The following is a 21,339-nucleotide window of genomic DNA, read 5'->3' on the forward strand; positions in this document are numbered from 1 at the left end:
TTCAAAAAATTAAAATTAGGTGTGCTATGAGTCATTGTTGGAACAACGTGCTAATTAAACCAGACAACACAATTCGAGACGCGTTAGAAATCATTAATAACGAAGCGCTACGAGTTGTGTTAGTTGTCGATGAAGGACATGCACTGCTTGGTGTCGTTACAGACGGCGATATTCGACGTGGTTTACTCAATAACTTGCCGTTGACTGAATCTGTGTCAGAGGTGATGAACACTAATCCGACAACAGCACTCGAAGAGTCTTCTCGAGAAGAGTTAATTGAGTTGATGGAAAGTCGGGGGATATTGTCGATCCCATTACTCGATGCTAGTGACAAAGTTGTTGGGCTAGAAACTCTTCATGGAGCACTTCATCAACCGAAACACCAGAATCCTGTATTTATTATGGCTGGTGGGTTTGGCACTCGTCTTAAGCCGCTTACCGATACGTGCCCTAAACCTATGCTGCATATCGGCAATAAGCCAATCCTAGAAACCGTTATTCGAAGTTTTATTAAAGCAGGCTTTGTTAACTTCTACATTTCTACTCACTATATGCCTGAGCAAATTCAAGCGCATTTTGGCGATGGGAATGAAATGGGTGTGAATGTTACCTATGTTCACGAAGAGCAGCCTTTAGGTACAGGTGGTGCACTGGGATTATTACCTAAGGATTTACCAAAAGATCTGCCACTGATCATGATGAATGGCGATGTTTTGACTAAGGTCGACTTCCAACGTCTTCTTGATTTTCACGTTGATAACGGCGCTGACGCAACAATGTGTGTGAGAGAGTACGACTATCAAATCCCATATGGTGTGATTAATGGCGAAGGCAACAAAATCACCAGTATGGTAGAGAAGCCAGTTCAGCGCTTTTTTGTGAATGCAGGCATTTATGTAGTGTCACCTGACGTCATTGATTCGGTACCTAAAAATCATCGAGTGGATATGCCAACGTTGCTTGAAGAGCATATGAATGAGCGTGATAACGTTTTAATGTTTCCAATTCATGAATATTGGTTGGATATAGGTCGTATGGATGACTTTAATCGCGCGCAAGCAGATATTCATACACTAGGGCTGGACTAAGTTTTGAAAACTGTTGCTGTTATCGGGTTGGGTAATATTGCTACCCGACATAGAAGAAATTTAAAGCTATTGTTTCCACAGTGCAGACTACTGGCTATGTCGGCGAGTGGGAGAGTTCCAGCAGATCCTGTATCTGATTGTGACCAAGTCGTCTCTGATCTTGATGAGATCATTCGCTCAGATGTGGAACTTGTTATTGCTGCATCTCCTGCCCCTTTCCACGCTGAGCATACAATCCCGTTATTGAAGGCTGGTATTCCAACATTGATTGAAAAACCAGTGACAACACGTGTTGAAGATGTGCACAACTTACAGACTGTCGTTGATAAAACGCAAACTCCGGTTGCTGTCGGTTATTGCTTACGTTACTTGCCTTCAAGTCTGGAAGTAAAAGCACTATTAGACAAAGGGGCAATTGGAGAACTCTACAATGCGTATATTGAAATAGGACAGTACCTACCTGATTGGCGCCCAAGTAAAGATTATCGAAGCAGTGTATCTGCTAATGCAGAATTAGGCGGGGGGGCACTATTAGAGCTCAGCCATGAGTTAGACTATGCGCAGTGGCTTCTTGGCGATTTAACTTTACAACACGCTCACTTACGTTCTTCAGATGAACTGGGCTTAGAGGTGGAAGATTTGGTTGATGTTGTCACAACTACCCAGGGTGGTACTTTGGTCAATATTCATTTGGATTTTTTACAGTGCCAAGCTTATCGACGTTGCCGCTTTGTTGGCAGTAAAGGTACGGTTGAATGGGACCTGATTAAAAATGAGGTTAAGCAGACCAAAAATACTGGTGAAAGTACTGTTTATAGCGACCCGGCTTGGGATAAAAACAAAATGTACCTCAATATGTTGCAAGACTTCATCAATATGACTAAAGGCAATAAGCATAGTTGTATTGACCTTCAACAGGCTGGCAAAACGGTCGAGTTAATCGAAACAATTAAGCAGCATGCTCAAACTCAAACTAAAGGCTAGGCTATCCAATGAAAAACTATGCATTTATTTTTGTTCGTGGGGGCTCTAAAGGCTTACCTGGCAAGAACATTAAACCACTTGCTGGTAAACCCCTATTGCAATATTCGATTGAAACAGCGAAAGCCTGTGCATCGATTAGCGATGTTTTTGTTTCAACTGATGATAGCGAGATTGCCAAAGTCGCCGTGGGTTGTGGTGCAACATTGATTGAACGCCCACAAGAACTAGCAACAGACACGAGCCCAGAGTGGCTTTCATGGCGTCATGCTGTTGAGTGGGTACAAGCCAACTATGGCGACTTTGCTCACTTTATTAGTCTGCCAGCAACGAGTCCTTTGCGCAGTGTTGAAGACGTGGAATCGTCGATCCTACAACTTCAGAAAGATTCTGCGGATATTTGTATTTCCGTGACTCCCGCAAGCCGCAGCCCATTTTTTAACATGGTAAAGAAAGACGAACACGGCTTGGTTGAATTAGTGAATAAACCAAGTGGTGAAGTAACAAGACGACAAGATGCTCCAGAAGTATTTGATATAACTACCGTTGTTTATGCAACAACCCCTTGCTTTGTCTTGGATAATTACGGACTGTTCAGTGGCAAAGTGACGAGCATCGAAGTACCGAAGGAAAGGGCAATAGATATCGATGATATTTATGATTTTAAACTAGCAGAAGCTATTGTTATGGGTGAAGAGTGATGAATGAACTTCTAAAGAGTAAGACGATATTAATTGCTGGAGCTGGGGGCTTATTGGGATCTCGTTTAGTTCCTGCTGTGCTTGCTCAGGGGGCAAAAGTTATTGCTGCCGATATCAATGTTGATGCGACGAAAGAACGTTTAGAGAGTGTGGGAGTTGAACTGGATAACGAATTATTTTCGTTAGTTGAGCTGGATGTGACCAATGAGCACTCAGTTAAGGCTTTTTTCGAGGGGTGGAATACGCCGTTAGATGGGGCCGTAAACACGACTTACCCAAGAAACAAAACCTACGGTAAGCATTTCTTTGATGTGAGCTTTGACAGTTTCAATGACAATCTGTCTCTGCATTTAGGGAGTGCGTTTTTGTTTGTCCAGCAAGCTGCTGCTTACTTCAAGCGCACAGAACACCCGTTATCACTAGTGAATATTTCCTCGATATACGGTGTTGTTGCTCCGAAGTTTGATATTTATGACAACACTCCGATGACGATGCCAGTAGAGTATGCAGCAATTAAATCAGCGATTCAGCATTTGAGTAAGTACGCTGCAGCCTACGTTAATGACAGCCGTTTTCGTACAAACTGTGTTAGTCCAGGTGGGATCTTCGACCATCAACCAGACGCATTTTTAGAGGCCTACAAAAACAACACCCATGGTGCAGGCATGCTATATGTAGAAGAGGTTGTTGGTTCTGTGCTCTTCTTGCTCTCTGAGCAGTCTCGTTATGTAACAGGGCAGAATATCGTCGTGGATGACGGGTTTAGTCTTTGATTTAAAATAAAAATTGGCTTATTGGTAGTAGTATTGGTTATGAGGAGCTGTTACCCGGTAATACCTCCGAAAAGTAACCGCATGAAAAAGTAGTGCTTTTCTCTACCACCTAACAATTAAAGTTGCCTTTTTAGAGGGCGGATATTATGGTTGCCTTATCTAGGCCTTTAAATATGTAAAGTAGTTGTTTAAATAATTTGCAATACGCTTATCCCTCTCTCCTTTGACAACAGCTATTGGTGGGATAAGTTGGATATTCGCCTCAGGGTAGATTTTTGACAAGGTATAGAGGGCAGTAGAGGAGAGTCCAATTATAGTACTAGGCCGGACTTTTATTTTCATAAGTTCGATTTCAATTGGGAAATCTGGCATATGGTATTGCACTCCCTCTAGGCCTTTTACCTGCTCAGTGACGTGCTCTGCTTCTGTACGATGAGGGATGTATAGCAAGGGTTCTGATTGATTTGGTGTGATAGCAGCACGGATTAAATTCAAATACTCTGCGATTTTGATTCGTCCTGACTCATCAACACTACCTTGACCAATAAAGACATTTTTAGGTTTGCCCCCTCCTGAGCTCAGACTAATTTGCTCCCGCAATACCGATAATTTGTTCTCACGTAGCACCGTTATGCAGTTTTCGAAATGGAAAATGGAGAAAATCTCGGTGTTATCAAAATATCCCAAACGTCCTATCGGTTGGATGCCTTTTAAGCGAAGTTGGAAGTCTTGTAGCCAACGAGGTCGATAATATTTGGCCTTTGATTCAATATGATCGTAGTAATCAAAAAACGTCATAGTGCCATCATCGAAGAAAACATGTTTTTTGAATGGTAAGTTTCGGATAAGTAGTTTGCTGCGCCATGAAAAGTACTCACTATAGAATAGAGTATCTAGCTGACCTTGACTTAGGGTCATAATTTGCCTGATGATTTTCGGTGTAATGGTCGTGCGCTTATTACGAGGAAAACGAATCACTTTCAGCCAGTCATTTTCATTCAATAACGAAGCCATCTGACGCTGTCCTATTGAATTGTCTTGTTCAATCAACACCAATACGTTTTTGTTGGCTTGATAAGCGACACGAGCTTCATTGGCACAAATGTATTGAAAAGGGGAGGTAACTAAAAAAACGTTCATAAGGATCTCGTTGGTATATAAAGGGCAATTTTATTTTTTATTTTTTAATTTTTGACCAGATTTGGATTTTTTTCTTAAAAATTACCTTTTTTAAATTTAGGAAAAACTTGTTTTTCATAGGCTTTCTTTCTTCTAATTCATCTTCTAGCTGGAGTATTCCGCATAGATCATTATAGATTACTCTCCAGTCTATAGAGTATACACCTGCATCAATGGCATGTTCTTCGGCAGTGATTTTATCAATATCAGTTACCTTGATTTTATCGCTATATGAACGTTCAAAGGTGTGTAAGCGTCCATTTGAATGAATGATTCCAGGTTTGTCAGAAAACATCATTGGTACCATGCCACCAGTTCCTGAGTTCGCAACAAAAGCATCAGTAGTATTAGCATAAGAGACTTTATCTTTGTAATCCTTACCGATGAGACTAACGACTTTCAAATTTTTTTCATTCTTAAGTTGCTTTCGAATAGCAAAAAAAACAGAGTTATCACGAGCAATATCTTTCGGACTATCAGGAACCCCTCCCGCAAGTGAAGTCCAACCATCAATGAATAAAGTGATACTGCTGTAGTGCCTACTTAACCTTTTTGCGATCTTTACACAGCTTTGTGACTGTTCTATCCAAGATCTTTTCTGTGCTGTAATACCAAACCAGAGGGTTAGTTCTGTATCTACATGCTGGCTCACATGACTGCTTTGGAGGAACTTATGCATCTTGGTTGCGGTTGATGAGTCATAGTCTCCTCCTTTGATACAAGGGAATAAGTAACAACCTTGCTCTTTGACTTGCTTTAATTGTTTATTGTTTGGCAATTCTCGATAAAAGCAGTTCTTATCTGTGTAGCAATACTCATCAATATTCGATAGTTCGCTCAGAGCGAAATAATTTACATATTGGTCGTAAATATAGTGATAAGGTCTAACCTGAGAGAAAATCAGACCATCGATATTCTTACTGTTCTTATAGTAGTTGAAAGTTAATTGATTATCACAAAGTAACCTTTCTATCTCATTGATTTCACTGGCATTTAAAGGGTTGAAGACTTGATCTTCGCAAATGTAACCATTTACAAAGTCATAAATTTGTATCAAATACCATGGGTTTGCATTTTGCTCATCTGTGAAACAAATAATATTTGCTTTTCGATAGCGTTTACTTTGTCGACTAAAAGTAGCTATATTTTTAGTTGGATGCTTGATCGACAAGTCTTTCGAGGTAACTGCGTCGATAAGGAATTGTGTTGCTTGGGCTTTATCAAATGAAAAAAGCTCTTCTACATTATTCATGATTTAATACCTTACTTCATTTGAGAATCTTTGTTCATTTTATCGATTACAAAAGCAATATCTTCTGGAATATCAATAGCTAATGAACCTGATTCAACTTCGACCATATCAACGATGTAATCGGACTCTAAGAAGCGTAGTATCTCAATATCTTCGACTTGCTCATGGCGAGTTTTTACTTTCTTGCTGTAGAAAAACGCTAATTGTTCTTTTGAGAAGGCATAGATACACACCTGCTTGTAACCAAATTTATATTCACCCGTTTTAGTCTGAGGAATGCAAGCTCTACTCATGTAAAGTAGCTTACCTGATTGACTGAATGTGACCTTAGGGACAGTAAAAGAGCGGAACTCTCTTTCTGAAGTGATAGCACACATCGCGTTAGTCACATTACCGGTTTTTAAAAAAGCCTTAATCACCGTATTGATGTCGTTTGGGTTGATAAGTGGCTCATCACCTTGGACATTAACGATGAAGTCACAGTCAAGCTGCAAGTTGGCCTCTGCAAGTCTGTCTGTACCGGTTAAACATTCTGAGCTTGTCATCACTACTTGCCCCCCAAAGCTTTCAACGGCGCTTTGGATGCGAGCATCATCGGTTGCCACATACACTTTATCTTGGCCTGTGGCTAGACAGCAACGCTCCCATACGTGCTGTATCATTGGTTTCCCACAGATATCGACCAATGGCTTGCCTGGGAATCGGCTAGACTCGTAACGTGCAGGAATAACGACAGCGAAAGTTTTTTCATTGCTCATAATTAGAATCTCACAGTTGAAAAGTCATCGATAATCAAGTGTTGCTGCAAATGACACTGCTCAATCATCTTCTCTTTTACATTGGAATAAGGCGCGTAGAACACAAAGTCGATGTGATTCTGTTGAGCGGATGACATATCAGACTCAGCATCGCCAAACATGACTGCATTTGTGTTTTGTTCTTGCTCAAGAATACGTTGGATAAGCTCAGCCTTTGGTGTGGGAGAGCCAAAGATACCATCAAAGTGAACATCTAAACCTCGTTGGGCAAAGACACCTCTTAACTCACCTTGTTCAGAGCCGCTCGCAACGTATCGCTTACCCTTGCATTGGTCAAGAAATGCCATAAAACTAGGGGTTAGCTGTGCCATTAAATATAAGGTGCGACATTGTTTGGAGAAGTCTGCCAAAATCAGCTGCTCAAGTTTATTCCTTTGTTCCTTTTTAATATCGAGGATATTATCGAGAAAGTGCGCGACATGATGAAAGCGAGACTTACCAAAGTTATGACGGAAATAATCGATGCATTCAATAATAAGATCTTGAGCTGAAAAATGCGCCTCCAGCGCATTTTTCATAGCTTCGATTTTCAATTGGTTGGAATCTAAAATGACCCCATCACAATCAAAAATGTATATATTATAATCACTTAACTGGGGCATAGACAGAGCCTTTAGCAACCGGGTAGCTGGTTGGAGTCAAAGATGTGATTTCTAGGCTTTTCTCATGCGCATGATAAAGATTCAAGATATCTACCATCTCTTGCTGGCGAACGTCATCTTGAGCGTAACCATCAAAACCAACCACGGAAATGGCGTTGACTTGTGATTCCAGCAAAGCCCCCAGGATGTAAGCTGTAGTAATATCGTATGGCGTTGTTGTATGAGTGCCTTGCGTTGCAAATGTATCTTTTACAACCTCTAATCCATAATCAATTAAGTTTAAACCTTCAAGCTCTGACAACTCAGAAGATGTAAAGCGACATTTTGGAAGGATGATGGTTTTATCTAACCCTTTGTAGAGTTTTGACTCTGACAAGAACTTTGAATTGTGAGAAATAACATAGTAGTCAATTAATTCAGGTGCAATGTGTGCGGTAGTATTAATTGAAATAACCACAGATTGAGTGTTCTTAATATACATCTCAATTGCGGAAGCATATTTTTCTGTATTTGGAGCATTAGCAATAACAAGTACATCTTTCCCATCAAAGAGGCCTTGCATGTCTTGGCTTCCAGTAACTTCAGCTTTATTGTTAGAAAAGCTCAAAGCTGTATTCAGTACTGCCCCATTGTATGACGTTGTACCTTCTAGTTTGCTAAGGTAGTCAATCGCCCCAATGATTTCGTCGGTACCGTAGTGAGTATTGGAGAGTAGGTTTTGAATATAGGTTGGGTGTACATCATTCTGAGCACCTAAGAAATACAATAAGTTACTCCCCCAACCGTAGTCTTTTTGCATTGCTTCAAAATGACGAATAACCAATTCATAGATTGGTTTGGGTTTATACTTGGAATCACCTTTGTCTAGGTAAGCCAGTAAGCTTTCAGTTTGAGTGTTGCCTGCGCCTCGCCCCATACCAGTCACTGTCGTATCTAACCACGATACACCAGCTTCCATTGCTGAAAGTGTGTTATCTAAGCCTTTACCCATGTTGTTATGAGTATGGATACCCATAGGGCCAGCCCAATGAGTACGAAGCGCCGTTACAATGCGTTGTACTTCTTGGCCATCCATATTGCCTAGTGAGTCTGCAAAATAAAGAGCATCTAAACCTTCCCAACTCGCTGCTTGACGTGCTTTATCCGCAATAACGTCATCGGGTTTACCACCAGCTTGCATAAGGTTGTAACCTACGATGTACCCCAGTTTTTTCAAGTGAGTGACGATAGGCGCTGAAAGATCTACTTCATGAAAGTGTGCTGCAACACGAACGAGTTCAATTTTACTGTTAGCCGCAGGCACGAAGAGTTCATCAATCGCGTCTTCGATTGGTATGCCTGATTCAAGGATAGTTTTCGCATCGACCATAACACCGTAAGTTGGGCCTTCAGGTAAAGTCAGGGTATTGATGAAATCTTCAGTCGTGTAAGCGAATGCGCCTAAGAAGCCGATCTTTGCAAAGTTGCGTAAGCCTAACTCGACGTAGTCGATGTTTGCGCTTGCTACGCTGTTAAGGTATTGATCGACAACTTCTGGGTTGAAATCCCAGTTATTATAGTAGCCACCATCACGTAATGTGCAATCGAGGACTGAAATGGTATCAGTATTCATTTTTAAATGACCTTTTGATAATACTAAACTAAGTAGAAGATAGCAAAAATTGGTATCTATCGAAAATAGAGGTCTATTTAAGTTTAGACATTGAACTTAAATAATAACCTTAAGTGGGCTAAAACTTCGTATTTATTTCGGAAATTGTTTTATTTATGGCACCTACGTTTTGTTCGACAATTGTTTTTGCATTTACTGTTTGTGCTTTTCGAGAGTCTAAGTTGGTAAACATTGAAATTAACTGGTTGTTTAATTGGTTGTTGTCAACAGCACTTATAGCATTCGCTTTAAGCATTTTTTCAACAATTTGTTTAAAATTGTAATAGCTAGGGCCGGATATTACAGGGACACCTAAAGCTGCCGGTTCCAATACATTGTGCCCACCAACCTTGTCGCCAAGTAAACTGCCGCCCATAAAACAGACATCGGCAGCACCCATTAAAATCAGCATCTCACCCATGGTATCCCCTAGGTAGACTTGAGTCCTGTCTGTTATAGGGGCTTGTTTACTCATTTGCTTCGTTCTTCGTTCTGTCTCAAAACCGAATGTTTGACTGAGCTCGAATACGTCATCAAATCGCTCAGGATGGCGAGGAACAACAATCAGCAAGGCGTCAGGATTAGACTCTAATACTTGTTTATGTGCAGCAAACACTTGTTCATCTTCACCCTTATGAGTGCTGGCAGCTATCCATACAGGACGGTTTGCACCAAGCTCATCCCTTAGTGCTTTGCCCTTTTCTCTTACTTCGTCTGAAATTTGAATATCAAACTTAATTGAACCAGTGATAGCCAATTTGTTTTTATCTACACCTAAACATTCGAAGCGTGCAGCGTCAGATTCAGTTTGGCAAAGTATTTTGGTTAGGCAGGGATGCAGCAAATTAAATAGTGGTTGAACCTTGGCATAGTTGTTACATGACTTTTCTGATAGACGAGCATTAACGACGGTAATTGGAATCTCTGCTTTATTAACCACGTTAAGTGTATTTGGCCAAAGCTCGGTTTCGATAATCAGCATCTGTGTTGGGTTCACCGCTTTTAGAAAGCCCTTAACAGCAAAGCTAAAATCGATAGGCATGTAGCGGTGCTCAACCAACGCACCTAATTTTTCAATTTGCTCTGCACCGGTACTGGTTGTCGTTGTGACGACAATAGTTTGGTCTGGGTTTTGTTTTTTGATCTCTTTGATCAGAGGTACAGCAGCGATACTCTCGCCGACAGAGACGGCATGAATCCAGATAGGGCGTTGGTTCGATTTGATCCGGGGTGTTATCCCAAAATGTTCTTTCCAACGGCGCCCAAACTTCGGCTTATTTGGCTTACTTTTATATAAGCCAAATAATAATAGCGGGGCTACAAGCGCAAGAAGCAGCGTATAGAAAAGTCGGATTAACATGCACTTACCGAAATCGCTTCTAACTTGTGGATGCTCTCGATGACTTGCTTTGGTGATAGCTCTGTTAGACATTTTAAATGCTTAAATTCACACTCACGCTTGAAGCAAGGGCGACATTCGATGTCCGTATGGACAATATCTACTTTTTCAGCCAAGGGTGGAGTGTATTTTGGTGAAGTTGAACCGTAAACGGCAACAACATTACAACCAACAGCAGCAGCAACGTGCATTAAGCCAGAATCGTTGGCCACCACAGTTTGACAAGCGCCAAGCAAGTCTACTGCTTCAATGAGGCTGGTTTGACCGGCTAATACATGAATTTTTGATTGTAACTGTTCAGGAACAAGTGCCTTTATGTTGTTACACGTTTCGACATCTTTTTGAGAACCAAACAACCAAACTTGCTTGCCTGATTTGCTCATCGACGTTGCGACTTCTGCATAATGCGTTTCAGGCCATTTCTTAGCCGGGCCGAATTCTGCACCAGGGCAAAGGCCTGTGATGGCCGTATCCTGAGTCAGTTTAAACTTCGCTGTCGTTTTTAACTGCTCATCTTTGAGAATGGTTAGAGCGGGTCTCGGTAGCTGTTCTAATCCCCCCAAAGAACTAGAGTCAATCATCTCTGCTTTTGGATGAGCAAGCGCGACATAGCGCTCCACCATGTATTGGAACGATTTTTTGTTAGGGCGAAGGTCATTCAATAGACCATAACGCATTTCGCCTTTCCAGCCAGTACGCTTTGGAATGTTTGCAAACCAAGGAATCAATGCTGACTTGGCTGAGTTTGGACAGATAAAAGCTTGGTCATATTTCGTATCACGAAGCGTTTTACCAATGGCTCGGCGCCCAAGTAAATTGAACTCACCATGGCCAAGAGGCATCTCAATCGCTTGATTGACTTCGGGCATACGCTCAAGAATCGGTTTACACCAACCGGGTGCAATTACGTCAATCAGTGCATTTGGGTGTTGTTGTTTGAGTGTAATGTACAACGACTGTGACATTACCATGTCGCCCACCCAAGATGGACCTATTATCAGAATCTTCTTCATCGTGTATACGTCTTGAGCCACAGCTCTCTGTCTTCGTAAGGGTTATAGGTACTTTCTGGATCGGGTTGAGTCGTCAAGAAACGCAATACCCACATGTATTGCTCAGGACGTTTCCTTACCGCACCTTCAATAAACTGATTCATTCTTTGTGTATCTTGATGATCGCTTTGTGAAGGGTAATCTTCCCAAGCTGGGAGTACATCAATGCTGAATTGACCCGTTTGAGCGTCATAGTTTGAGAATACAGGAATGATTTTTGCTCTACTGACTTTAGAAAGCTTACCAAGCCCCGGCAACGTTGCTTTTGATACATTGAAAAAATCAACGAAGATACTGTGCTCTCGACCGTGATCTTGGTCAGGTAAGTAGTAACCTAAGTAACCATCTCTTACTGATTTGATAAAAGGTTTGATGCCATTGTCACGTTCGTATACCCGGCCACCGTATTGAACGCGTTGTTTATGCATTAACCAGTCCGTCACAGGGTTCTTCTGTCTCTTCGCCATCGCAGAAACGGGTAAACCTTGAGAGGCTAGATAGATAGCGGGAATATCAATCCCCCAGCTGTGAGGCACTAATAGGATCGCTTTGTGCCCTTGTTCCAGCGTTTCATGAATATTGTTAATACCACGAATGGTTGTGTTTTTGGTTAACCAGTTTTGACTGCGTAGTGAGAGAGAGGCAAAGTTAAGCAAAAATGAAACGGCAGTGGTTAGCGTTTTCTCAAGCAGTTGTTCTTTCTCTTCGTCACTTTTTTCTGGAAAACAGAGGCCGAAGTTAATCCAAGCATTATTAATGGTGCGACTTGGCTTTTTAATCGAATACTTTGCCAGCTTGCAGCTTAACCAGTACTTTGTTTTTTGTGGGAAAAACACCAAGGGTATCCCCACCAAAACACCAAGCCAAGTACCCCAATGTTTAGGAGCAAGAAAGTCCCACTTGAAGGTGGGATTGTAGGCCGCTGGATCGAAGTCGTTGCGCTTCTCAGTCATTGAAAGCTCTCAGTCATTGAAAAGTAAGAGAGTGATTATTGGTTCTGCAGAGTCATGTATTCCGCAACACCTTCTGCAACCGTTTTAAATACCACATCACAGCCAGCAGCGCGAAGCTTGGTTAAGTCTGCTTGTGTGAATTCTTGGTAAGCGCCTTTTAAATGCTCAGGGAAAGGAATCGTTTCGATTTCACCTTTACCGTGGTGTTTAATGACCGCTTTGGCTACTTCGTCAAAAGACTCAGCATTGCCGGTGCCTAGGTTAAAGATGCCAGAAACACCATTTTCTAAGAACCACAGGTTTACGGCGGCAACATCACCTACGTAAACAAAATCACGCTTAAAGGTTTCGCTACCTGCGAACAGTTTAGGGTTCTCACCGGCGTTCATTTGGTTGTTTAGGTGGAAAGCAACAGAGGCCATGCTGCCTTTGTGATCTTCACGAGGGCCATAAACATTGAAGTAACGGAAACCCGTAATTTGAGGTAACGTCTCGTTATGCGCTACAGCATCAGCGGTTAAGCGGCGAACATAGTTATCAAATTGTTGTTTAGAGTAACCGTAGACGTTCAATGCGCCTTCGTACTCTTTCTCTTCGATGAAAGTATTTGTCTCACCGTAAGTAGCGGCAGAAGAGGCGTATAGGAAGGGGATTTCACGCTCAACACAGTAATGAAGTAGCTCTTTTGAGTACTCATAGTTGTTGAGCATCATGTATTTACCATCCCACTCGGTCGTTGCCGAACAAGCACCTTCATGGAAAATAGCTTCAATAGGGCCGAAATCATCGCCAGCCATAACTTGAGTTAGGAAGTCGTCGCGATCCATGTAGTCGGTGATGTCTAGGTCGACAAGATTTTTAAACTTCTTACCATTTTTTAGGTTGTCGACAACTAGAATATCGTTGTGGCCTGCTTCGTTCAGCGCCTTAACAATATTGCTGCCAATCATACCAGCCCCGCCCGTTACGATAATCATACTTTTCCTACTCTTTTGAATATAAAACTACCGCGAGTATAGCAAGGAATGACAAAGGCGGGCTAGTGCAAACCCAGGTTACTCATTCATTAGTATATGAATTAACTTCATGAATTTAGCTATCCAATGCGACGTCTAAGATAAACATGGTGAGCGACTTATGAGCGGATGAATATTGAGCTTCGCAGACCAGATGTTATCAGCTCGATCTATCCGCTTAGTGGCGATATACTGAACCACTAAACGGATAGGGATACTAGTAACTAATGAAAACACGTGACAAGATTGTTTACGCTGCTCTAGAGCTTTTTAATGAGCACGGCGAGCGTAGTATTACGACCAATCATATTGCTGAGCATATCGAGATTAGCCCTGGTAACCTCTACTACCACTTCCGTAACAAACAAGAAATTGTACGTGATATCTTCACCCTCTATTCAACAGAGTTGCTTGAAAGGTTCACGCCGATTCAAGGCCAGCAAGAAAGCCTGACGCTACTAAAGACCTACTTAGATTCTATCTTCACACTGATGTGGAAGTACCGATTCTTCTATGCGAATCTACCTGAAATATTGTCACGTGATGAAAAACTCCATCTTGATTACATGGCTGTGCAAGAAAGATTGCAAACCAACCTTGTCGATATTATGAGAGCCTTTGTTGAGTTGAACTTGCTTAAAGCAACGGATGCGGAAATGAAGTCGATGGTGACGTCTCTTCACTTGATCGCATCGGGTTGGTTGGCGTATCAATCTGCGATGTCTCCAAAAGCTCAAATTACAGAGCAAGTCGTTCATCAAGGAATGCTACAGATGATCGCGACGGTTAAACCGATTGCGACAACTCAAGGCTTTGAGCAGCTGACACTGTTGGAAGATGGTGTGAAAGCTTTGAACAGCTAACGCCAGATGCGGGTAATCGAGATTCGAAGAGCGGTGGTTACTCATTAATACGATTACTGCACTCGCTTTTTAAAGCTCTTGGTTAACATGTTATTCGTATCGATTTCTTCATCACGCATTGTAAATAGCGACGTCATTCCCTACAGCGAGGTACGAGCGTGATAGGGAATCTTTGTGTTGTGGTGAATTAAACATGACAAATAATATATGATACTGAGATTCCAGATATTTCGTCCCTCAATTCTGGAATGACGAGGTTTTGTACGTGACTAGTTCAAGGCCTCTTAACTCTTTTGGGTTGCTCAAGATTAATTAGTACCTTTTCCTCGTACCTACTTTAACCCTTCTGTATCTGGAGCATTCGCACCCGCATCTGCTTTTAAGCTCTTCGCATCTCGGCTACCCGAATCTCGAATCTGCTTTTAAGCTCTTCGCATCTCGATTACCCGAGTCTCGCATCTGATTTCAAGCTCTTCGCATTTCGGCTACTCGAATCTCGCATCTGCTTTTAAGCTCTTCGCATCTCGGCTACTCGAATCTCGCATCTGCTTTTCAGCTCTTCGCATCTCGGCTACTCGAATCTCGTATCTGCTTTTCAGCTCTTCGCATCTCGGTTACTCGAATCTCGCATCTGCTTTCAAGCTTTTCGCATCTCGGTTACTCGAATCTCGCATCTGCTTTTAAGCTCTTCGCATCTCGGTTACTCGCATCCCGTATCTGCTCTTTATCGAACTAACCAACTCTTTGGATTCTGAGCTTGGCTGTTTCTACGAATCTCAAAGTACAGTGATGGGCGCGTTTGGCCGCCAGTGTCACCAGCAAGTGCAATCGCTTCACCGGCTTTAACTTTGTCACCTTCTTTCTTTAAAAGTGCTTGGTTAAAGCCGTAGAGCGTCATATCGCCTTTACCGTGGTCAAGAAGAACCACTAAGCCATAACCTCGTAAGTACTCGGCAAATACTACCGTGCCTGAATAAACAGACTTAACTTGCTGACCATACTTAGCGTTGATCACCATGCCTTTCCAGTTAATTTGTCCCGTTTGGCGTGAACCGTAGTTATGCAGAACTTTGTCTTTGATTGGCCAAGGCAGTTTGCCTTTACGTTTGGCTAACCCATCCATAGGGATTGCATTACGTCTCTCGCGAGCCGCTTTCTCTGCTTTCGCTATTTCAGCTTTTAGGCGAGTTTCATTGCGCTGAAGTTCCGCCAAGTAACTCTTATCACCCGAAATGTTCTTTTTAATACTGCCAACGGTTTTCTTACGCTGAGTTTGAGTTTTGGCTAACGTATCGCGCTTGGTGGTTTGCTGTTTTAATAGTGATGCTATCTGTTCTTGCTCAAGTTGACGCTGTTTATGGCTTTCTTCTAATTCAAGTTGCGTCTGTTCAATCGTTTTGATTGTTGCGGAGCGCGCTTTGGCAAGGTGTTGGTAATAGTGACTGATGCGATCTTCTTCCACACCAGTGTTGAGGATGTGAGAAGACGCTTTCGCTCGACTTGTCATGTAGTAAGTTTGAATCAGTTGTTCTAACTTGTCGGTATGGATTTTTTTCTGAGCCGTAAGCGCTTTAATCTTGGTGTCTAAGTTAGCAAGATTTGCATTAGCGGTATTGAGTTGCTTTTTACTGTCTAGAATCGCCTTTTCAAGCGACACAATGGACAGCTCTTGTTTCTTGAGGTTTGCCTGTAGGTTATCGAGTTTTTTCTGCTGTGAGGAAAGGTTTTTTTGTTGGCGAGATATTTCGCTCGATACGCCTTTCAGTTCCCCCTGAGAGGCGGCAAATGACGATGTAGATAACAGAGCAGCGCAAAGGCTGGTAGATATCAGAAGAGTCCGGCTAATGGCTCGAATTTGTTTCATCATTATCGTCATTTAGTTGTATTCATCTGCTCTTAATTTTTCGAATTTCGCTGAATCGAATCCCGAATCTGCTTTTAAGCTCTTCGTATCTCGGCTACTCGAATCCCGCATCTGCTTTTAAGCTCTTCGTATCTCGGTTACTTGAATCCCGCATTTGCTTTTAAGCTCTTCGTATCTCGGTTACTTGAATCCCGCATTTGCTTTTAAGCTCTTCGCATCCCGGTTACTCGAATCCCGCATCTGCTTTTAAGCTCTTCGTATCTCGGTTACTCGAACCCCGCATTTGCTTTTAAGTTCTTCGTATCTCGGTTACTCGAATCCCGAATCTGCTTTTAAGCTCTTCGTATCTCGGCTACTCGAATCCCGAATCTGCTTTTAAGCTCTTCGTATCTCGGTTACTCGAACCCCGAATCTGCTTTTAAGCTCTTCGTATCTCGGTTACTCGAACCCCGAATCTGCTTTTAAGCTCTTCGCATCTCGGTTACTCGCATCCCGAATCTGCTCTTAAATCCCATCACCATGGATGAAGTTCTGAGAGCGACCGTTAAACCCCTGATCCATATCCAAAGACGGCTTGTCAGTTTTCGGCTTTCCAACAATTTTTGCAGGAACGCCAGCGACTGTCGTATGAGGTGGAACTGCCTGAAGAACCACAGAGCAAGAACCAATCTTCGCGCCTTCACCCACTTCAATGTTACCGAGTATTTTAGCACCGGCACCGATCATTACACCTTCTCGGATTTTAGGGTGACGATCGCCACCTTCTTTACCCGTACCACCAAGGGTCACGTCTTGAAGGATAGATACATCATTTTCAACGACAGCGGTTTCACCAATCACAATGCCTGTCGCGTGGTCGAGCATGATAGCTTTGCCGATACGAGCGGCTGGGTGAATATCCACTTGGCAAGCAACCGAAATTTGGTTCTGTAGGTAAGTGGCAAGTGCGATACGGCCTTGTTTCCATAACCAGTTCGCCACTCGGTAACCTTGAAGTGCGTGGTAGCCTTTCAGATAAAGCAGAGGCATCGAGTACATCTCGACCGCAGGATCTCGATTTACCGTCGCGCAAATATCACAAGCAGCCGCATCAATAATAGATTGGTCCTGCTTAAATGCTTGTTCAACCACTTCACGCACTGCCATTGCTGGCATTGAAGCCGTCTTTAGCTTGTTTGCTAGGATATAGCTAAGGGCTGCGCCTAAACTTTCATGGTTGATGATCGTGGCATGATAAAAACTCGCAAGCATAGGCTCTTGCTCCGACTGCTGTCGAGCTTCCTTCACAATGCATTGCCAAACTTTTTGTTGTTCACAGTGTTTCATTTTACCATCCATTATTTTAAACCAGATACGTGTAGCGAGATGAGAGATGCGAAGAGCGACAAGAACAGATTAGAGTAGCGAGATGCGAGTAACGAAAAGCAGCCTTCTTTAAGCGCTCAACCTGCTTTTACTCTTTTCGCATCTCGTTTACTCGAATCTCGTATCTGCTCTTATTATCTTTCTGATTTTTTATCTCGAGCAAGTAAGTCTTGCGCCGCCAGGTGTGCATCTTTCCCTTGATACAACACTTGATAAATTTGTTCAACAATTGGCATCTCAACGCCCATGCGTTCTGATAATAACCAAACTTCTTTGGTGTTGCGATAACCTTCAACGACTTGGCCAATTTCTTCTTGTGCGGTATCCACATCTTTGCCTGCGCCAAGTGCCAAACCAAAGCGACGGTTACGTGATTGGTTATCAGTACAGGTTAGTACTAAGTCACCCAACCCAGCCATGCCCATGAAGGTTTCTGGTTGCGCGCCAAGAGCTGCACCTAATCGGCTCATCTCAGCTAAACCGCGAGTGATAAGCGCGGTACGTGCATTGGCACCAAAGCCAATACCATCCGACATGCCTGCGCCAATTGCGATAACATTTTTAACCGCGCCACCCAGTTGCATGCCGATGAAATCAGAGTTTGCGTATACGCGGAATGTTTTGCCGCAATGAATCTTCTCTTGCAGCTCTTCTAAGAAAACTTCATCAGGTGAAGCGACAGAGATAGCCGTTGGCATACCCATCGCTAACTCTTTGGCAAAAGTAGGGCCTGATAGAACAGCCAGTGAGTAACCATCACCAAGTACATCGTGAGCGACATCTTTAAGTAGGCGGCCTGTTTCTGGCTCTAAGCCTTTGGTTGCCCAACAGATGCGAGAGTTCTCTGTTAAGTGAGGCTTAAGGCTATTTAAAACGATACCAAACACGTGGCTTGGAACGACAACCAAAAGGTCTCGGCTTGAAGTCACGGCTTTTTCTATATCTGACTCAATAATTAAGCTGTCTGGGAAAGCGATATTGGGTAGAAACTCATTGTTCGCACGCTCAGATTCAAGGCGAGCCATATGAACAGGGTCATGTCCCCAAAGAACAACATTGGCACCGTTACGCGCTAGAGAGATCGCTAAAGAGGTTCCGTAAGAACCGGCGCCTATCACTGTCATCGCAATGTCTTTACCGTAAGCGCTGTCTTTACCGTAAGCGGCTTTCGCGTGAGTCGGGCGAGTTGTTTCTGTCATGCTTCCACCTAAAAATAATGAGGGAAATCGAAGAGTTCGGGAGAAACTCTTTACTAAGAAGAGAAAGAGCTCTACTAAGAAAAAATATCTCTATCAAAGTACAGTGTAAATAAAAAATGCACATCGCAGAAGCTGCGATGTGCATTTAAAAGCTAACTATTTAACGAAAACTAGCTATCTAATAAAAGCCCAGCTTCTTAAAAATAAGCGATTTGAGCATTAGTCAGAGTAGTTCTATTTCGAAACTTAAGCTCTACTTGAAAACCTAAGCTCTATTTGAAAACCTAAGCTTGCTCGCCTTCAGTTTGTTCAGCTTGTTGAGCTTGGTTTTGTAGGTAGTTCATGAACAAAGCATCAAAGTTTACTGGCGCTAGGTTCAGTTGTGGGAACGTACCTTTAACCACTAGGCTAGAAATCGTTTCACGAGCGTATGGGAACAGGATGTTCGGGCAGAATGCACCTAGGCAATGTGCCAGTTGGCCAGCTTCCATTTCGCTTGCAGAGAAGATACCACCTTGTTGAACTTCACAAAGGAATGCAGTGTCTTCTGCGTTCTTAACCGTAACAGTTAGACGTAGGATGACTTCGTAAACGCCTTCGCCAAGTTCACGGCTTTGAGTGTCTAGGTCCAGTTTTACATCTGGGTTCCACTCTTTTTGAAACATGTCTGGAGAGTTTGGCGCTTCGAAAGAGACGTCTTTTAGGAAGATACGTTGGATTGCGAAGTTTTGTTGTGCGTCTTGTTGTGCTGCTTCAGCCATTTTCTTGTCCTTAAAAATTTTAAATTAGACTCTGTTCATTATATTTATCGAACAAAGCCTGAAAGTTAGTATATCGGTCAGCCGCTTCTTGCCTTTAAGCTATTTCTTGCCTTTAACCTATTTCTTACCTTTAACCAAAGGAAGATTAGCTTCGCTCCAAGCCACTAAGCCACTTTTCAGTACGCTTACGTTTTCGAAACCGGCTTTAACCAGTAGGTTAGCGCTTTCTTGAGCAGTTTGACCTGTCTTGCATACTACGATGATTGGGTCTGCTTTGTGGCTTTCAAGGCTACCAAAGCTATTTGCTTTGATATCTGACGGCAAAATGTGAACTGCGTCCGTAATATGGCCCTTTTTGAACTCATCCTTAGTACGAATATCAACCACAATACCATTTTCACGGTTAATCATGTGTGTGGTTTGCGCTGCCGTGATCTCTTTGTAGGCTGCGTTTGATGTCTTGATAACGTTCGCAATGATGGCAACAACCAAACCGATCCATACGATGGCTAAAATCATATTCTCTTGAACAAATGGCACTAACTCTTGCATATCTTGAACTCTTATTCGTTATTGGGCGAAAAACTATAGGTCAGGAGTATAGCGATAAAGGATAGGAGAATACAGAGGAAGCATAGGGTTGTGATGACAGGTGAGATGTAAAATGGTTTCTGTCTACAATTTATGCATTTACTTGAACACATTTATTCACTAATATTGTCAATTGGTTGTTTAAGCTGAACAATCAGTTGAGGTTATTCTTAACCTCAGCATATAAACGTTTATATTAATGGGAATCATTATGAAAAAAATGGCTTTAGCAGCAGCACTAGCTGTTAGCTTCTCTGGCGGTGTTTTTGCAGCAGCAGAAGGCGCAGCAGCAGGCGCTGGCGCATCAACAGCAGCAGCGGGTACAGCAACAACAGTAGCAGTAACAACTGCAGCAGTCGCAGTAGGCGCAGCAGTTGCTGTTGCTTCTAACGACGGCGGCGCTACAACTACAACTACAACTAACTAATTTATAGTTGTAGTCTGTATAAAACCATTTTATGTGAAAGCATAAAATGGTTTTTTTATATTAAAGTGTCCTGAATATCCTCGCTAGGAAGCAAAATAATCATGTTCAAACCGCTTATCGTATTTTTAGGGCTACTACTTTCTGGTTGCTCACAACAGTTCCAAGATCTTAACGCCACATTTAATGAAGCTCTCTTTGGTGATGCTGACGTCAGTACCACGGCCGAATATATTCAAGATCTGCCTTACGCTAGTATCTATGCCGAAATTAATGACCAAGGTAAGATTTTTATGGTGTTGGCTTTTGTTGGTCAAAATCCTGTAACCGGGGCTGAACAACTCAAATGGATGTCATCAGACAAAGCCATGATCATCACCGAAAATGGACGCATCGTTCAAACCTTACTCCTGCCTTATGAAAATCTATCTGGTTTAACCGTTAAATCGGCCAATGCATTAGTACCGAGTTTTGATTTGTCGGCAGCGGCCAAGGCTCAAGAGTGGCAAGCCACTTACGATTGGCAACCAGATTATCGATTTGGCTACAGTGCAAACATCGTTCGAACATACATTAGTGAAGAAACCGTACAAACCCCGATTGCGAACATTGAAGCGCGTAAGTTTGTCGAGCAGATCCGTTACCCAGCCTTAGGACAAGATATTGAGAACCAGTATTGGGTAAACAAAAAAGGACAGGTCGTCAAAACGGTTCAATACCTTGGCCCAGAGATGACCCGTTTAGAGCTGACCTTGCTAAAACCTTATCAAACGAATAAGTCAAAGCCCAATCAAATTAAAGAATAAA

The 21,339-nt window shown here is 42.5% G+C and carries 21 protein-coding genes; 7 read left to right on the forward strand and 14 right to left on the reverse strand.

Features of this window, described 5'->3' with window-relative positions; genetic code table 11:
- Positions 1-26: 26 nt before the first annotated feature.
- Genes AC3CID_RS00825 through AC3CID_RS00840 form a run of 4 tightly spaced genes read left to right on the forward strand, consistent with a single transcriptional unit; the run spans position 27 to position 3,543 of the window.
- Positions 27-1,088 carry a nucleotidyltransferase family protein gene (locus AC3CID_RS00825; protein WP_488526798.1) on the forward strand — a complete coding sequence of 354 codons (1,062 nt, stop codon included), beginning with the start codon at positions 27-29 and terminating at the stop codon, positions 1,086-1,088.
- Between the two features lie 3 nt (positions 1,089-1,091).
- On the forward strand, positions 1,092-2,072 hold the full coding sequence (locus tag AC3CID_RS00830; protein ID WP_488526799.1) for a Gfo/Idh/MocA family protein: 981 nt from the start codon (positions 1,092-1,094) through the stop codon (positions 2,070-2,072).
- An 8-nt stretch (positions 2,073-2,080) separates the two neighbouring features.
- Complete coding sequence (locus tag AC3CID_RS00835) at positions 2,081-2,770, forward strand: acylneuraminate cytidylyltransferase family protein (protein ID WP_488526800.1); 690 nt, start codon at positions 2,081-2,083, stop codon at positions 2,768-2,770.
- Complete coding sequence (locus AC3CID_RS00840; RefSeq protein ID WP_488526801.1) at positions 2,770-3,543, forward strand: oxidoreductase; 774 nt, start codon at positions 2,770-2,772, stop codon at positions 3,541-3,543. Before AC3CID_RS00835 ends, AC3CID_RS00840 begins: the two co-directional genes overlap by 1 nt.
- 159 nt (positions 3,544-3,702) lie before the next feature.
- On the opposite strand, the gene AC3CID_RS00845 is transcribed toward AC3CID_RS00840, so the two are convergent.
- From AC3CID_RS00845 to rfaD, 9 genes are all read right to left on the reverse strand, one after another.
- Positions 3,703-4,683: a polysialyltransferase family glycosyltransferase gene (locus AC3CID_RS00845; protein ID WP_488526802.1), complete on the reverse strand. Its 981-nt coding sequence runs from the start codon at positions 4,681-4,683 to the stop codon at positions 3,703-3,705.
- 37 nt (positions 4,684-4,720) lie between these two features.
- Complete coding sequence (locus tag AC3CID_RS00850; RefSeq protein ID WP_488526803.1) at positions 4,721-5,974, reverse strand: hypothetical protein; 1,254 nt, start codon at positions 5,972-5,974, stop codon at positions 4,721-4,723.
- A gap of 11 nt (positions 5,975-5,985) precedes the next feature.
- Positions 5,986-6,732 (reverse strand): 3-deoxy-manno-octulosonate cytidylyltransferase, encoded by a 747-nt coding sequence (locus tag AC3CID_RS00855; RefSeq protein ID WP_488526804.1) that lies wholly within the window; start codon positions 6,730-6,732, stop codon positions 5,986-5,988.
- A 2-nt stretch (positions 6,733-6,734) separates the two neighbouring features.
- Positions 6,735-7,394 (reverse strand): HAD family hydrolase, encoded by a 660-nt coding sequence (locus tag AC3CID_RS00860; protein WP_488526805.1) that lies wholly within the window; start codon positions 7,392-7,394, stop codon positions 6,735-6,737.
- Positions 7,378-9,006: an aldolase catalytic domain-containing protein gene (locus tag AC3CID_RS00865; protein ID WP_488526806.1), complete on the reverse strand. Its 1,629-nt coding sequence runs from the start codon at positions 9,004-9,006 to the stop codon at positions 7,378-7,380. The genes AC3CID_RS00860 and AC3CID_RS00865 overlap by 17 nt, the downstream gene beginning before the upstream one ends.
- Positions 9,007-9,124: 118 nt before the next feature.
- Positions 9,125-10,405, reverse strand: coding sequence for a lipid IV(A) 3-deoxy-D-manno-octulosonic acid transferase (gene waaA / locus AC3CID_RS00870; RefSeq protein WP_488526807.1), 1,281 nt, complete (start codon positions 10,403-10,405; stop codon positions 9,125-9,127).
- Positions 10,399-11,457 carry a lipopolysaccharide heptosyltransferase II gene (gene waaF, locus AC3CID_RS00875; protein WP_146455649.1) on the reverse strand — a complete coding sequence of 353 codons (1,059 nt, stop codon included), beginning with the start codon at positions 11,455-11,457 and terminating at the stop codon, positions 10,399-10,401. The genes waaA and waaF overlap by 7 nt, the downstream gene beginning before the upstream one ends.
- Positions 11,454-12,449, reverse strand: a complete 996-nt coding sequence (gene lpxM / locus AC3CID_RS00880; RefSeq protein WP_146455647.1) for a lauroyl-Kdo(2)-lipid IV(A) myristoyltransferase — start codon at positions 12,447-12,449, stop codon at positions 11,454-11,456. Before lpxM ends, waaF begins: the two co-directional genes overlap by 4 nt.
- A gap of 35 nt (positions 12,450-12,484) precedes the next feature.
- Entirely contained in the window at positions 12,485-13,426 is a 942-nt protein-coding gene (gene rfaD / locus AC3CID_RS00885; protein ID WP_372244884.1) for an ADP-glyceromanno-heptose 6-epimerase, read from the reverse strand.
- Between the two features lie 266 nt (positions 13,427-13,692).
- Between rfaD and AC3CID_RS00890 the strand changes: the two genes are divergently transcribed.
- Entirely contained in the window at positions 13,693-14,328 is a 636-nt protein-coding gene (locus tag AC3CID_RS00890) for a TetR/AcrR family transcriptional regulator (RefSeq protein WP_146455643.1), read from the forward strand.
- 724 nt (positions 14,329-15,052) lie between these two features.
- Here the strand turns inward: AC3CID_RS00890 and AC3CID_RS00895 are convergent.
- The 5 genes from AC3CID_RS00895 to AC3CID_RS00915 form a co-directional block, all read right to left on the reverse strand.
- Positions 15,053-16,204 carry a murein hydrolase activator EnvC family protein gene (locus tag AC3CID_RS00895; protein WP_488526808.1) on the reverse strand — a complete coding sequence of 384 codons (1,152 nt, stop codon included), beginning with the start codon at positions 16,202-16,204 and terminating at the stop codon, positions 15,053-15,055.
- Between the two features lie 492 nt (positions 16,205-16,696).
- A complete protein-coding gene (gene cysE / locus AC3CID_RS00900) occupies positions 16,697-17,518 on the reverse strand; it encodes a serine O-acetyltransferase (protein WP_009847961.1) in 822 nt (273 codons plus the stop codon).
- 173 nt (positions 17,519-17,691) lie between these two features.
- The gene (gene gpsA, locus AC3CID_RS00905; protein ID WP_054547947.1) at positions 17,692-18,756 is read right to left on the reverse strand and encodes an NAD(P)H-dependent glycerol-3-phosphate dehydrogenase; all 1,065 of its coding nucleotides are present in this window, start codon (positions 18,754-18,756) and stop codon (positions 17,692-17,694) included.
- A 284-nt stretch (positions 18,757-19,040) separates the two neighbouring features.
- Complete coding sequence (gene secB, locus AC3CID_RS00910; protein WP_004733234.1) at positions 19,041-19,517, reverse strand: protein-export chaperone SecB; 477 nt, start codon at positions 19,515-19,517, stop codon at positions 19,041-19,043.
- Between the two features lie 117 nt (positions 19,518-19,634).
- Complete coding sequence (locus AC3CID_RS00915) at positions 19,635-20,069, reverse strand: rhodanese-like domain-containing protein (RefSeq protein ID WP_012603060.1); 435 nt, start codon at positions 20,067-20,069, stop codon at positions 19,635-19,637.
- 250 nt (positions 20,070-20,319) lie between these two features.
- On the opposite strand from AC3CID_RS00915, the gene yjbE reads away from it, so the two are divergent.
- Positions 20,320-20,535 (forward strand): exopolysaccharide production protein YjbE, encoded by a 216-nt coding sequence (gene yjbE, locus AC3CID_RS00920; protein WP_102297165.1) that lies wholly within the window; start codon positions 20,320-20,322, stop codon positions 20,533-20,535.
- Between the two features lie 101 nt (positions 20,536-20,636).
- On the forward strand, positions 20,637-21,338 hold the full coding sequence (locus tag AC3CID_RS00925; RefSeq protein WP_488526809.1) for a YjbF family lipoprotein: 702 nt from the start codon (positions 20,637-20,639) through the stop codon (positions 21,336-21,338).
- The last annotated feature ends 1 nt before the right edge of the window (position 21,339 follow it).

This window comes from Vibrio sp. QJM3NY_21 (assembly GCF_057785975.1).